Below are 13735 nucleotides of genomic sequence, written 5' to 3'. Positions count from 1 at the left end.
GCGGCTCGCTAATCAGTCACCGAACCGTGCGCAAGACTTACTTATTCGGAGGCTCGGCGGTGACGCCCGACGAAATGCTCGGAGCCGTGTGGACAGACCCTGGCGGGCTCGCCCGCGCGGTCAGGCAGGAGGCGTGGGAATCCTGAGCTCGTCCCAGGACGTCTTCCCCGGGATGCCGTCCGCGTCCGCGCCCGAGAACCCCATTTTGCGTTGCCAATTACTGTAGGAGGCTTTATCCGCCGCCGACCACTTCTTGTCAGGCTCCGGTGGGCTGTAGGCGGAACAGCTTTCCTCCTCCAGGCGATGAGCCATCGCGAGGACGACCGCGTTCTCCGGGCGATGATGGAACCATTCTGCGCCGGGGAAGGGCACGAAGCCGTTTCCTGATTGGGAAACGATCAGGCGCTGCCCGGGGTGGATCAGGTTGACATCTGGAATATGGTTCAACTGCTGGAGCTTCGCGACCGTGGTTCGGAATCGCTCAGCTATTCTGGAGAGGGTATCTCCCTCTACGACGTAATAGATAGCTTCTCGTGTCTTTTCTGTCGTCATAGCTTTGATGCTAGGCCTGCTCGCAGCGGCTCGCATGTTCGGCTAACCGGGTGTGCAGATCAACCCGATCGGGTATATTGCGTGATTCTGTTTGTGGAATCATTGGCGTCTGTGATCGTTGAGGGTGTTATAGATTAGCTGGCCGGGCTGCCGGAAGAGACCCGATACCACAATCTCAAGCACTTCGGAGCGGTGTGGCGAACTGAATACCACACAACCAACGGCAAGCGCCTGACCAGGCCTTTTCCGTAGGACGGAAGGTCTATTGCCGGGGTGTACGCGACACCGTCATGGTGTTGCCGACACAACGTCGAGGATGACGGGACACCCCATGACCGCCTTTGCCAGGAACCAGTGGTACGTCGCCGCTTACGGCCGCGAGATCGGCCGTGAGCTGCTGGGACGTACGATCCTCAACGAGCCGATCGCCTTCTATCGCACCGAGGTTGACGACTCGGCGGCCTCCGGGGCGGCCGACTCCGGTGCGGTCGGCGAGATCGTCGCCCTCGCGGACCGCTGCGTACACCGCCGCTTCCCGCTGTCGGCCAGCCGGCTGGACGGCGACAAGGTGGTCTGCGGCTACCACGGCTTCACCTACGACACCACCGGCACCTGCGTGTATGTGCCGGGCCAGAAGCGCATTCCGCGGACCGCGCGCGTGTCCGCCTATCCCGTCGTCGAGCAGGACTCGCTGGTGTGGGTGTGGATCGGGGACCCGGCGCTCGCCGACCCCGCCGCCATCCCGCGCGCCCGCCACCTGGCCGACCCCGCCTGGGAGACGGTCGGCGGCATGGAGCCCATCGACTGCGGCTACGGGCTGCTGGTGGACAACCTGCTGGACCTCTCCCACGAGACGTATCTGCACGGCGGATACATCGGCACCCCCGAGGTGGCCGAGACGCCGATGACCACCGAGGTGGACGAGGGCGCGGGAATCGTACGGGTCAGCCGCCACATGGACGACGCCGAGTGCCCGCCCTTCTACGCCCGGTCCACCGGCATCGACGGCCGTATCACCCGCTGGCAGGACATCGAGTACCACGCACCCTGCCTCTATCTGCTGCACAGCCGTATCGCGCCGGTCGGGGTGCTGCCGCGCCCCGACGGCACCGACCCGGACGCCTTCCACGTCGAGATCACGTACGCCATCACGCCGTCGACGGACAAGACGGTGTACGACTTCTGGTGCGTCTCGCGGGACTTCGCCCAGGGCGACGAGGAAGTCACCACCTTCCTGCACGACTTCAACCGGTCCGTGGTCATGCAGGACGTGGACGCGCTCAACCTGTTGCAGAAGAGCCTGGACACCGAGGCCGCCGGCTACCAGGAGCTGAGCATCAACATCGACACCGGCGGCCTCGCCGCCCGCCGGATCCTCGCCCGCCTCGCCGCCGAAGGCGAGAGCGAGCGGACCGGACCGGCCACTCCCCTGCCGGCCGCCGCGCGATGAGCGGCGCGCCCACCGCCGAGGTCTACCGCATCGACTGGGTCCCGGGCACCGACACCCTGCACGGGATCTGCCACTGCGGCGCCGAGCGCTCCGCGCAGGACCCGGTGGAGCTGTGGGAATGGATGCTGGCCCACCCGGATCACCCGGACCACCCCGGTCGCGACAAGGAGCGTTCGTGAGCACCACCGAGTACGAGTACGAGAGCGAACTGATCGTCGCCGCCCGCTCCGAAGAGGCCGAGGGCGTCGTATCGCTGACGCTCCGTCACCCGTCGGGCGGCCGACTGCCCGGCTGGGAGCCCGGCGCGCATGTCGATCTGCTTCTGGACGACTGCGGCTCGCCAGGGCTGACACTGACCCGGCAGTACTCGCTCTGCGGTGACCCCGCGGACCGTACGGCCTGGCAGGTCGCGGTGGGCCGCGAACCTGCCGGGCGCGGCGGTTCGGCGTACGTCCACGACAAGCTCACCGAAGGCAGCTCCGTACGCGTCCGGGGTCCGCGCAACAACTTCGCGCTGCTGCCCGCCGCCCGCTATCTGTTCGTCGCGGGCGGCATCGGGATCACCCCGATCCTGCCGATGACCGCCGCCGCCGAGGCGGCGGGCGCCGACTGGACGCTGCTGTACGGGGGCCGGACCCGCGGATCGATGGCGTTCACGGGGCGGCTGGCCGCGTACGGGGAGAAGGTCACCATCGCGCCCGCCGACGAGACCGGGCTGCTGGACCTCGCCTCGTATCTGGGCAGTCCGGCCCCGGACACGCTGGTGTACTGCTGCGGCCCCGAACCGCTGCTGAACGCGGCCGAGGAGCAGTGCGGCACCTGGCCGGCCGGCGCGCTGCACGTCGAGCGGTTCACGGCCAGGGCCGCCGATCCCGAAGCGGCGTCGGACTCCTTCGAGTTGGAACTGCTGCAGTCCGGTCTGACGCTCACCGTGCCCGCGGACCGCTCCATTCTGCAGACCGTCGAGGACGCCGGGGTCCAGGTGCTCTTCTCCTGCACGGAGGGCACCTGCGGCACCTGCGAGACCGACATCGTCGAGGGCGAGGCGGACCACCGCGACTCGGTGCTCACCGCCGAGGAGCAGGCGGCCAACGAGTCGATGATGATCTGCGTGTCGCGCTGCCGGGGTCCGCGCCTGGTGCTCGATCTCTGACGTCGTTCCCCGCTTCCCCCTCCGGGGACACAATTCGCAACACCTTCGACACCACCCATTGACTCGCCCGCGACCGCGTCCTAGCGTTCCGCACAGTTCGAAGACCGCACGAGTGTTCGCATTGCGCACACTCAGGGTTCTCGCTCCTCAGGAGGCGCAATGCGAAGGCGCGTTTTTGGGTTGGTCATGGCGGCGGCGACGGTGGTCGCCGCCGCCGGATGCGGAGCCTCGGCTTCCCCGTCCGGTGGTTCGGTGTCCGCGGACGGCAGCGGAACCACGCAGGTAAAAGTCGGGATTATCCCGATCGTGGATGTGGCACCGCTCTACCTCGGCGAGAAGAAGGGCTTCTTCAGCAGTCGCGGCATCAAGCTGACGATGGAGAGCGCCCAGGGCGGCGCGGCGATCGTCCCCGGTGTGGTGAGCGGGCAGTTCCAGTTCGGGTTCAGCAACGTCACCTCGCTGATGGTCGCCCAGACCAAGGGCGTTCCCATCAAATCCGTGGTCAACGGGGTGGCCACCACGGGCAAGGTCGGAGCCGACATCAGCGGTGTCGCGGTCAAGAAGGACAGCCCGATCACCTCGGCCAAGGATCTCGCCGGGCGCACGCTCGCGGTGAACACCCTGAAGAACATCGGCGACACCACCGTCCGCGAATCGGTGCGCAAGGCGGGCGGCGACCCGTCCGGGATCAAGTTCGTCGAGATGCCCTTCGACCAGATGCCGGCCGCGCTGGACGGCGGGCAGGTGGAGGCCGCCTGGATGGGCGAGCCCGCGCTGACCATCGCCAAGGCCAAGGGCGCCCGCGTCGTGGCGTCGCCGTTCGCCGAGACCCACCCCGACCTCACACTCGCGACGTACTTCACCTCGGCCAAACTGCTCAAGGAGAACCCCGAGCTGGTGAAGAAGTTCGTCGCCGCCATGACGGAGTCGCTGAAGTACGCCGACGAGCACCCGGAGGAGGCGCGCCAGATACTCACCGCCTACACCAAGATCAACGCGACGGTGGTGAAGGACCTCACGCTGCCCCGCTGGCCCACGGAGGTCAACCGCGCTTCGGTGGAAACCCTGGCCGAGCTCGGCAAGAAGGACGGCATCTTCACCAAGTCGCCGGACCTCGACGCCCTGTTCTCATGACGGCGCCGCCCATCGTCCATCCCGTAGAGACGAAGACCGCCGCCACACCCCTCGTTCGGCGGGGTCTGGGACGCGCCGCCACCCCGCTGCGCGGTCTGGCCGGACTGGCCGGTCTCGTGGCGGTGCTGGAGCTGCTGCCGCACACCGGTCTGGTGTCGGCCGACTATCTGCCACCGGCCTCGGAGACCGCGGGCGCGCTGTGGCGGATGCTGGACGACCAGGCGTTCTGGACCGCGCTCGGAGACACCCTGACCGGGTGGGGTCTGGGTCTGGTCATCGCCGTCGTCGCGGGCGTGGTGCTCGGGGTCGTGATCGGCTCCGTTCCCCTGCTGCGGGCCGTGACCGCGTCCACCATCGAGTTCCTGCGGCCGATCCCGTCCGTGGCGCTGATCCCGGTGGCGGTGCTGCTGTACGGCACCGACCTGATGTCGACGCTGCTGCTGGTGGTGTACGCCTCGTTCTGGCAGGTGCTGATCCAGGTGCTCGCCGGCATGCAGGACCTCGATCCGGTCGCGGACGACACCGCCCGCAGCTACCAACTGGGCAGCTGGGGACGGGTGCGGTACGTCCTGTGGCCGACCGCGCTGCCCTATGTGATGACAGGCATACGGCTGGCCGCGACCGTGGCGCTGGTCCTCGCGATCACCGCCGAACTCATCATCGGCTCGCCCGGAATCGGCCATCAGATCGCCGTGGCGCAGGTCTCCGGCGCGGTGCCCGAGGTCTACGCCCTGGTCCTGGTCAGCGGGCTCCTCGGCGTCGCCGTCAATCTGATGGCACGGCAGGTCGAGCGGCGCGCGCTGCACTGGCACCAGTCCATGCGAAGGGAGGGGTAGAGGGTTTATGGCGATGTCCTTCCGCACCGTGGCACGGCGGATTCTGCTGGCCCTGGGCCTGCCCGCGGTCCTGTTCACCCTGTGGTGGTACGCCACCGCCGGGTCCACCAACTTCTACTTCCCGCCGCTGTCCGACATCCTGCGCACCTTCGGGGAGGTCTGGACGGGCGAGCGACTCGCGTCGGACGTGCTGCCCAGCCTGATCCGGCTCACCGAGGGCTACCTCCTCGCTGCCGTCATCGGCGTCGGGCTCGGCCTGCTGATCGGTACGAGCCGGGTCGTCCGGGATGTCCTGGAACCGGTCCTGGAGCTCTTCCGCGCCATCCCGCCACCGGTGCTCGTACCGGTGATCATGCTGTTCGCGGGCATCGGCGACACCATGAAGGTGCTCGTCATCGTCAGCGGCTGTGTATGGCCGATCCTGCTCAACACGGTCGAGGGCGTCCGCGCCGTCGATGACGTGCTGAGCGACACCTGCCGGTCGTACGGCATCGGCGGACCGTCCCGGCTGTGGCATCTGGTGCTGCGCTCGGCGAGCCCGCAGATCGTCACGGGGATGCGCCAGTCCCTGTCGATCGGGATCATCCTCATGGTCATCAGCGAGATGTTCGCCGCCAGCAACGGCCTGGGCTTCACGATCGTGCAGTTCCAGCGGTCCTTCGCGATTCCCGAGATGTGGAGCGGTGTGCTGCTGCTCGGCCTGCTCGGTTTCGTCCTGTCACTGCTGTTCCGGTTCGCGGAGAACCGGGTGCTCGCCTGGTACCACGGCCTGCGCCAGGCCCAGCGGAACTCATAGCCCGGCGGAACTCATAAAGGACCCATAAGGAGGCGCGTCGATGCTCGACGTTCGAGATTTGCAGAAGATCTACACCGGACGCCACCGCAACGTCGAAGCGCTGCGGAACCTCACTTTCCATATCGATGCCGGGGAACTGGTGTGCCTGGTCGGCCCGTCCGGCTGTGGCAAGACCACGCTACTGAAGTGCATGGCGGGCCTGCTCGCCCCCAGCGCCGGAGAAGTACGCCTGGAGGGCCGCCCGGTCGATGGCCCGCCGCCCGGCATGGCGGTGGTGTTCCAGGAGTACGGCCGCTCCCTCTTCGCCTGGATGAATGTGCGCGACAACGTCGCCCTGCCGCTGCGCCGCAAGAAGCTCGGGAAGGCGCGCGAGAGGGAGCTGGTGAACCACGCGCTGGAGGTGGTGGGCCTGGCCGACGCCCACCAGGCGTACCCCTGGCAGCTCTCCGGAGGAATGCAGCAGCGCGTCGCCATCGCCCGCGCCGTCGCGTTCGAGCCGAAGGTGCTGCTGATGGACGAGCCCTTCGCGGCGGTCGACGCGCAGACCCGCGCCGAACTGGAGGACCTCATCCGGCGGCTCTGGCACGAGCTGGGAGTCACCGTGCTGTTCGTCACCCATGACATAGACGAGGCCGTGTACCTGGGCGAGCGGACGATCATCCTGTCCAAGTCGCCGACGGTGGTACAGGAGGATCTGGTCATCGATCTCCCCGATGAGCGCGACCAGTTGCACACCCGCTCCAGTGCGCGCTTCGCGGAGCTGCGCGCGCATGTCTACGAGCAGATCCAGCGCGCCAAGCAGCACAGTGGCGACTCCGACCACTCCGCCCCGGCGCCGGAACCCACGGACATTCCCGGTTTGGCCCTGGAAACGACCAAGCCATAGCATCGTCCTCCTATGCTCTGGCACAGATGGTGTGCTCCGCGGCCTGAACGGCTCCACAGCGACAAGGTCGGTGAAAGATGGTGAGCACGGTGACGGACGACGGACGTGGGCCGTACTTTGTGCAGTCCCTGGAGCGGGGTCTTTCCGTGATCCGGGCGTTCACCGCCGAGACGCCCGAGATGACGCTCGCCGAGGTGGCCAGGACCACCGGTATGAGCCGCGCCGCGGCCCGGCGCTTCCTGCTGACCCTCAGCGATATGGGTTATATGGCCACTGACGGCCGGCTATTCCGGCTCAGCCCTCGGGTGCTGGAGCTGGGGTACTCCTACCTGTCGAGCCTGTCCCTGGCGGAGATCGCCGCACCGCATCTGGAACGGCTGGTCGCCGAGGTCCACGAATCCTCGTCGGTGGCGGTGCTCGACGGTGAGGACGCCGTGTATGTCAGCCGGGTGCCCACGCGGCGGATCATGACCGTCTCGATCAGTGTCGGAACCCGCTTCCCGGCGTACGCCGCCTCCCTCGGCCGGGTCCTGCTGGCGGGCCTGCCGGACGACCGGCTGCGGCGCTACCTGGACTCCGTGTCCCTGGCCGCGCTGACGCCGAAGACGATCACCTGCACGAAGACCCTGGCCGACGAGCTGGAGCAGGTACGGGCGCGGGGCTGGTGCCTGGTGGACCAGGAGCTGGAGGAGGGCCTGATATCGATAGCCGCGCCGATCCGGGACGAGTCCCGGCAGGTGGTGGCCGGGGTGAACCTCTCCACACACGTCAGCCGCGGAACCCCGGACTCGATACGCAGGCACCTGCTGCCGCCGCTGCTGGCAACCGCGGCCAGTATCGAGGCCGAACTGAAGGTGTCCGGCGGCTGACAGCGGCTGAAGTGCCGCCGGGCGCACAGCATGCGGCCCGACGGCACCCACTCAGTGCTACAGCTCTGTGCTACAGCTCTGTGCTACAGCTCTGTGCTACGGCAGCTTCGTGAACGGAGAGAGGAAGTCGCGGGCGCCGGGCGAGTCCAGCCGGTACGTCACGTTGGTGGCGTAGCACGGGGTGTCGCCCGTGATCGTGGTCGCGACCAGGGTGAGCCTGCCGCCCAGCGTGGCGAAGTTGGGGCCTCCCGAATCGCCGTAGCAGGCACCGCCGTTGCCCTGGGGCGCGGTCATGGCCAGTCGCAGCCACGCGTTGTTCAGAGCGTCGTACGTGACGGGGGCCTTCATCCGGACACCGCCGCCGGGGTGGGTGTGGCCGCCGGGACCGCGCTGGGCCTCCTGGGTGCCGTACCCCGCGACAAGGAACGAGGTGTCCTTGAGCCCCTGCGGTCCCAGCGCGTTCAGTGCCCCGGCCTTGGGCAGAGTGGCCGGGGTGAACGTCCAGCGCGCCTTGACCTGGGCGGCGGGCAGTTCGACCACGGATATGTCATGGGTGTCGGAGGCCGGTCCGGGGAAGCCGGGGTGGCTGTGGGCGACGCCCTGGACGGCGACGGCCTTCGCGACGGCGGCCGGGTCGCCGGGGTGGGCGGCGGCGGCCTTGTCGAGCCCGGCCTGTACGTCCTGGTCGAGCGAGACGTAGAACTTCACATTCGCCGGCCAGTCGGTGGTGCAGTGCGCCGCGGTCAGGAAGGTGTCCGCGTCGATCATGGTGCCTGAGCAGACCCAGTCGACCCGGTCGGGGGTGGCGGGGTCGCCGTCGTTGTCCCAGGTGGCGACGAGTACGCCGACCTCGGTGCGCTCCGGCGCGGGCGTCGCGTTGTACGAGTTGATCGCGGAGGACGGCAGTGCCGCGGCGAGCACGAGGGCACAGGCCGCGGCGGTGACGGTAACGCTGATGGTACTCAGACGTACAGGTACGGCAGTCAAGAGAAGCCCTTCGGATGTCATGAACAGGGTCTCCTGTGGGGGTGATCGACAGTGAAGCGTGCGGGCGGCGGGTGCGGCAAGGGCGGCGTCATTCCTTGGCCGGTGCTTGACCGATTCTTCCTCGGCAACAAGCCGCGCACGGTGACGAACACCCCGATTCGGCTGATCAGGACGGATGCCGTACAGTCGACATCAACGGCGCGGGGTGGAGCAGCTCGGTAGCTCGCTGGGCTCATAACCCAGAGGTCGTAGGTTCAAATCCTGCCCCCGCTACTCATGAACGAAGGCCCGGCATACGCCGGGCCTTCGTTGCGTCCGGGCCCGTTCGCGGCCCGCACGGCAGCCGGGAGTTCACCACGCGCGACAGCGGCTGAGCCACCCTCCGCAAAGTCCCTGGAACGGCGCAAACCGTCACACCTTGATAAGAAGGAGGCAAGGCAATCCATCCATGACCCGAAAGGCGCGACGGAGTGGAGCCAACCAGTCTGCGGGAGAACCGGGAGAGCGAGGTCGCGCAGTCCTCGGAGAGCGCCCATCGCTCCGCCCTCACCCTGCACGTCAACGGAACCGCGCACACCCTGACGCTCGACCACCGCACCACCCTCCTGGACGCCCTGCGCGAGCATCTGGACCTGACGGGCGCGAAGAAGGGCTGTGATCACGGCCAGTGCGGCGCGTGCACCGTGCTGGTCGAGGGGCGGCGCACCAACAGCTGTCTGCTGCTCGCCGTCGCCCACGACGGCGCGCACATCACCACGGTCGAAGGTCTCGCCGACGGCGACCGGCTGCATCCGCTGCAGGAGGCCTTCGTCGAGCGGGATGCCCTGCAGTGCGGCTACTGCACCCCCGGCCAGCTCTGCTCGGCCGTGGGCATGCTGACCGAAGCAGCCGAGGGGCATCCCTCGCACGTCACACCCCACCACCAGCCCCCGGGCGGGCCCGCCGCTCTCACACCGGACGAGATCCGCGAACGCATGAGCGGCAACCTGTGCCGCTGCGGGGCCTATCCGAACATCGTGGACGCGATCGAGGAGGTGGCGTCGTGAAACCCTTCGCCTATGTGCGCGCCGGCAGCGCCGACGAGGCCGTCGACGCCTTCACCGCACATCCGGGCGCGCAGTTCCTCGGCGGCGGCACCAACCTCATCGACCTGATGAAACACGGTGTGGAGACCCCGGAGCTGCTCATCGATGTCAGCCGGCTGCCGCTGGACGGGGTCGAGGAGACGCCCGACGGCGGGCTGCGCATCGGCGCGGCCGTGCGCAACAGCGACCTGGCCGCGCACCCCACCGTCCGTACGCGCTATCCCGCCCTGTCCCAGGCGCTGCTGTCCGGCGCGTCGGGGCAACTGCGCAACGCCGCCACCACCGGCGGAAACCTGCTCCAGCGCACCCGCTGCACGTACTTCCAGGACATCTCGAAACCGTGCAACAAACGCGCTCCCGGCACCGGATGTCCGGCCCGCGAGGGCCACCACCGCGAACTCGCGGTGCTTGGCCACTCCGAGCACTGCGTCGCCACCCATCCCTCGGACATGGCAGTGGCGCTGGCCGCCCTCGACGCCACGGTCCACCTGCGCGACCGGCAGGCCGAGCGCGATGTCGCGGTCACGGATTTCTACCGGCTGCCCGGCGACCGTCCCGATCAGGACACCGTGATCCGCCCGGGCGAGCTGATCACCGCCGTGACACTCCCCCCACCGGGCCCTGGCAGCTGCGCGTACCGCAAGGCCCGCGACCGCGCCTCGTACGCCTTCGCGCTGGCCTCCGTCGCCGCCGTCCTCGACGTCGGCGACGGCACCGTACGCCACGCGGCCCTGGCCTTCGGCGGGCTCGCCCACCGGCCCTGGCGGGCGCGCGCGGCCGAAGAGGTGCTGATCGGCGCGCCCGCCACACCAGAGACCTTCGCCCGGGCGGCGAACGCCGAACTCGCCGCTGCCGCGCCGCTGCGCGACAACGGCTTCAAGGTGCCGCTCGCCCGCAACCTCGCCATCAGCGTGCTGGCCGAGCTCGCTGCCGCCGCGTCGTGAGGATGCCCGTGGAGAGGATGCTCGTCGTGAGGATGCCCCGAGGATGTGATGACCCGTCATGACGCATGTACGCACTCCGCTGCTGGGCAGCCCCGCCGTCCGCCGGGAGGCCCGCGAGAAGGTCACCGGCGCCGCGCGCTACGCGGCCGAGCACACCCCGCCGGGCTGCCTCTACGGCTGGCCGGTGCCCGCCGCCATCGCCCGCGGCCGGGTGACCGCCGTCCACACCGACGAGGCGCTGGCCCTTCCCGGTGTGCGAGCCGTTCTCACCCATGAAAACGCGCCCCGGCTCGCCCCTCTGGACGGCCGGGTCTGGCTCGTGCCGCCGGACGACCCGATCGCCGCGCTCCTCCAGAACACCCGGATCCCCCACAACGGCTGGTACGTCGCCCTGGTCGTCGCGGACACCCTGGAGAACGCCCGTCGGGCCGCGCAGGCGCTGCGGATCGAGTACGACGCGCAGAACCACGACGTACACCTGACCGCGGACCATCCGGGCCTCTACACGCCCAAGGAGGCCAACGGCGGATACCCCGGCGCCCGGGAGCGCGGCGACTTCGACACGGCCTTCGCCGCCGCGGCCGTCCAGGTCGACGAGGTCTACACCCTGACCGCGCTGCACAACCACCCGATGGAGCCGCACGCCGCCACGGCCCAGTGGGACGAGGGGCACCTGACGGTGTACGACTCGAGTCAGGGTGCCGGCACGGTACGGGACGTGCTGGCCGGGTTGTTCCAGCTCGGCAAGGAGCAGGTCACCGTCGTCTCCGAGCATGTCGGCGGCGGCTTCGGCTCCAAGGGCACCCCCCGCCCCTCGGTCGTGCTGGCCGCCATGGGCGCGCTCCACACCGGACGCCCCGTCAAGGTGTCGCTCCCCCGGCGTCAGATGCCCATGGTCGTCGGCCACCGGGCGCCCCTGATCCAGCGCGTCCGGCTGGGCGCCGCCGCCGACGGCGTCCTCACGGCCCTCGCCCATGAGGCCATCACCCACACCTCCACCATCAAGGAGTTCGTGGAGCAGGCCGCCGTGCCCGCCCGCGTCATGTACACCTCGCCGCACAGCCGCACCGTCCATCGGGTGACCGCTCTGGACGTGCCGACCCCGTCGTGGATGCGCGCCCCGGGCGAGGCCCCCGGTATGTACGCCCTGGAGTCGGCCATGGACGAACTCGCCGTGGCGACCGGGGTGGACCCCGTGGAGCTGCGGCTGCGCAACGACTCGGACACCGAACCCGACAGCGGCAGGCCCTTCAGCAGCCGCCACCTCGCGGAATGCCTCCGGGAGGGGGCCCGGCGCTTCGGCTGGGCGGGGCGCGACCCGCAGCCCGGCGTCCGCCGCGAAGGGGACCTGCTACTGGGCACGGGGGTGGCCGCGTCGGCCTATCCCGTATTCATCATGCCGTCCAGCGCCTCCGCGCACGCCGCACCCGACTCCACGTACCACGTCCGGGTCAACGCCACCGATATCGGCACCGGCGCGCGTACCGTGCTCGCGCAGATCGCCGCCGCGGCGCTGGACGCTCCGCTGGAGTCGGTACGTATCGACATCGGGTCCACGGACCTGCCCCGGGCCCCGCTCGCGGGCGGCTCCTCGGGCACCGCCTCCTGGGGGTGGTCCGTGCACAAGGCCTGCTCGCTCCTGGCCGAACGGATGCGCGAGCACCCCGGCGGCCTGCCGCCCGAGGGCGTGACCGTCACCGCGGACACTCAGGAGGAGGCGGGTGAGGAAACTCCGTATGCGCGCCACGCATTCGGCGCGCAGTTCGCCGAGGTCCAGGTCGACTCCGTTACGGGGGAGGTGCGCGTACGCCGTCTGCTCGGCGTCTTCGCGGCGGGCCGCATCCTCAACGCCCGGACCGCGCGCTCCCAGTTCATCGGCGGTATGACCATGGGGCTGGGCATGGCGCTGACGGAGGGAAGCACCATCGACGCGGCTTTCGGTGACTTCAGCGAGAGCGATCTGGCCTCCTACCACGTGCCTTCGTGCGCCGACGTGTCGGCGATCGATGCGCACTGGATCGATGAGGATGATCCGCATCTCAACCCGATGGGCAGCAAGGGCATCGGCGAGATCGGCATTGTCGGTACGGCGGCGGCCATCGCCAATGCCGTGCACCACGCGATCGGGGTACGGCTGCGGGAGCTGCCGCTCACACCGGACAAGGTGCTGCCGCGGCTGACGGCCGGGTGAACGCGCTGGGCGCTCTCGGCGGTCTCGGCGTGGCCTCAGGCGTTCTGGGCGTTCTCGGTGGTCTCGGTGGTCTCGGTGGTCAACGGTTCAGTCCGGAGAGGTCGGCCGCGTGCTGGAGGACATCGACCAGCATGGCGAAGGTGAGCCGCCCGGTGAACTGGTTGCGCTGACTGGGGTGGTAGCAGCCGAGGAGACAGAGCTCGGGTAGCTCGCCGCCACTGGTCAGCATCACCTGTCTGCCGTGCCCGAACGCCGGGCGGGGGCGCGGCAGCTGCCACCCCGCGTCGCTGAGAACAGGCAGCAGCGCCTGCCAGCCGAAGGCACCGAGGACGACGATCGTACGCAGGGTGGGGCCGAGCAGCGCCAGCTCGGCCGCCAGCCATGGCCGGCAGGAGTCCCGCTCGGCCGGGGTGGGCTTGTTCTGCGGCGGAGCGCAGTGAACGGGCGCGGCGAGCCGCACCCCGCGCAGCTCCAGGCCGTCACCGCGGTGCGTGGCCGTCGGGTGGGAGGCGAGGCCGACAGTGTGCAGCGCGGAGAACAGGAAGTCGCCCGAGGGGTCACCGGTGAACATCCGGCCGGTTCTGTTCCCTCCGTGCGCGGCGGGTGCCAGCCCGACCACGGCCACTGCGGCGTCCGCCGGGCCGAAACCCGGCACGGGCCGTCCCCAGTACTCCCAGTCCTGAAACGCTGCGCGTTTCGTCTCGGCGACCTCTTCGCGCCAGGCCACGAGCCTCGGACAGGCCCGGCACCGGATCACCTGCGCGTCGAGCTCACCCAGATCCGCGCAGCGTGGCGCGGTACGCGCGGGAAAGTCGCCCTCGTCAGGACTCGGCAGCGGGTCCGGCACGTCAG

14 protein-coding genes and 1 tRNA gene are annotated in these 13735 nt (G+C 69.4%); 12 read left to right on the top strand and 3 right to left on the bottom strand.

Translation table 11 applies throughout. From position 1 onward, the window contains the following. Window positions 1-120: 120 nt before the first annotated feature. Complete coding sequence (locus tag ACIHCQ_RS17210) at window positions 121-552, bottom strand: peptidoglycan-binding protein (protein WP_399662729.1); 432 nt, start codon at window positions 550-552, stop codon at window positions 121-123. A 331-nt stretch (window positions 553-883) separates the two neighbouring features. On the opposite strand from ACIHCQ_RS17210, the gene ACIHCQ_RS17205 reads away from it, so the two are divergent. From ACIHCQ_RS17205 to ACIHCQ_RS17170, 8 genes are all read left to right on the top strand, one after another. Further along, entirely contained in the window at window positions 884-2002 is a 1119-nt protein-coding gene (locus tag ACIHCQ_RS17205; RefSeq protein ID WP_399662728.1) for a Rieske 2Fe-2S domain-containing protein, read from the top strand. Then, window positions 1999-2181 carry a hypothetical protein gene (locus ACIHCQ_RS17200; protein ID WP_399662726.1) on the top strand — a complete coding sequence of 61 codons (183 nt, stop codon included), beginning with the start codon at window positions 1999-2001 and terminating at the stop codon, window positions 2179-2181. Before ACIHCQ_RS17205 ends, ACIHCQ_RS17200 begins: the two co-directional genes overlap by 4 nt. Further along, window positions 2178-3155: a PDR/VanB family oxidoreductase gene (locus ACIHCQ_RS17195; RefSeq protein WP_399662724.1), complete on the top strand. Its 978-nt coding sequence runs from the start codon at window positions 2178-2180 to the stop codon at window positions 3153-3155. The genes ACIHCQ_RS17200 and ACIHCQ_RS17195 overlap by 4 nt, the downstream gene beginning before the upstream one ends. Before the next feature lie 159 nt (window positions 3156-3314). Beyond that, on the top strand, window positions 3315-4289 hold the full coding sequence (locus ACIHCQ_RS17190; RefSeq protein ID WP_399662722.1) for an ABC transporter substrate-binding protein: 975 nt from the start codon (window positions 3315-3317) through the stop codon (window positions 4287-4289). After that, on the top strand, window positions 4286-5125 hold the full coding sequence (locus tag ACIHCQ_RS17185) for an ABC transporter permease (protein WP_399662720.1): 840 nt from the start codon (window positions 4286-4288) through the stop codon (window positions 5123-5125). Before ACIHCQ_RS17190 ends, ACIHCQ_RS17185 begins: the two co-directional genes overlap by 4 nt. Window positions 5126-5138: 13 nt before the next feature. Further along, entirely contained in the window at window positions 5139-5921 is a 783-nt protein-coding gene (locus ACIHCQ_RS17180) for an ABC transporter permease (protein WP_399662718.1), read from the top strand. A gap of 40 nt (window positions 5922-5961) precedes the next feature. Next, window positions 5962-6807, top strand: coding sequence for an ABC transporter ATP-binding protein (locus tag ACIHCQ_RS17175; protein WP_399662717.1), 846 nt, complete (start codon window positions 5962-5964; stop codon window positions 6805-6807). A gap of 89 nt (window positions 6808-6896) precedes the next feature. Then, complete coding sequence (locus ACIHCQ_RS17170) at window positions 6897-7676, top strand: IclR family transcriptional regulator C-terminal domain-containing protein (RefSeq protein WP_399662715.1); 780 nt, start codon at window positions 6897-6899, stop codon at window positions 7674-7676. A 96-nt stretch (window positions 7677-7772) separates the two neighbouring features. Here the strand turns inward: ACIHCQ_RS17170 and ACIHCQ_RS17165 are convergent, their stop codons facing one another. Further along, on the bottom strand, window positions 7773-8663 hold the full coding sequence (locus tag ACIHCQ_RS17165) for a trypsin-like serine protease (protein WP_399662713.1): 891 nt from the start codon (window positions 8661-8663) through the stop codon (window positions 7773-7775). A gap of 199 nt (window positions 8664-8862) precedes the next feature. On the opposite strand from ACIHCQ_RS17165, the gene ACIHCQ_RS17160 reads away from it, so the two are divergent. The 4 genes from ACIHCQ_RS17160 to ACIHCQ_RS17145 all read left to right on the top strand — a co-directional run bounded on the left by ACIHCQ_RS17160 (window position 8863) and on the right by ACIHCQ_RS17145 (window position 12883). Next, window positions 8863-8936: transfer RNA gene (locus ACIHCQ_RS17160), tRNA-Met, on the top strand. A 212-nt stretch (window positions 8937-9148) separates the two neighbouring features. Further along, a complete protein-coding gene (locus ACIHCQ_RS17155; RefSeq protein ID WP_399663072.1) occupies window positions 9149-9709 on the top strand; it encodes a 2Fe-2S iron-sulfur cluster-binding protein in 561 nt (186 codons plus the stop codon). Further along, window positions 9706-10692 carry an FAD binding domain-containing protein gene (locus ACIHCQ_RS17150; RefSeq protein WP_399662711.1) on the top strand — a complete coding sequence of 329 codons (987 nt, stop codon included), beginning with the start codon at window positions 9706-9708 and terminating at the stop codon, window positions 10690-10692. The genes ACIHCQ_RS17155 and ACIHCQ_RS17150 overlap by 4 nt, the downstream gene beginning before the upstream one ends. 58 nt (window positions 10693-10750) lie before the next feature. Beyond that, window positions 10751-12883 (top strand): xanthine dehydrogenase family protein molybdopterin-binding subunit, encoded by a 2133-nt coding sequence (locus ACIHCQ_RS17145; RefSeq protein WP_399662709.1) that lies wholly within the window; start codon window positions 10751-10753, stop codon window positions 12881-12883. 79 nt (window positions 12884-12962) lie between these two features. On the opposite strand, the gene ACIHCQ_RS17140 is transcribed toward ACIHCQ_RS17145, so the two are convergent. Next, window positions 12963-13730: a uracil-DNA glycosylase gene (locus tag ACIHCQ_RS17140; protein ID WP_399662707.1), complete on the bottom strand. Its 768-nt coding sequence runs from the start codon at window positions 13728-13730 to the stop codon at window positions 12963-12965. Window positions 13731-13735 lie beyond the last annotated feature (5 nt).

Origin of the sequence: Streptomyces sp. NPDC052236, from assembly GCF_044548015.1 — a bacterium.
In the GTDB taxonomy this organism is placed as follows: domain Bacteria; phylum Actinomycetota; class Actinomycetes; order Streptomycetales; family Streptomycetaceae; genus Streptomyces.
This window is presented reverse-complemented; position numbering and strand designations above follow the sequence as displayed.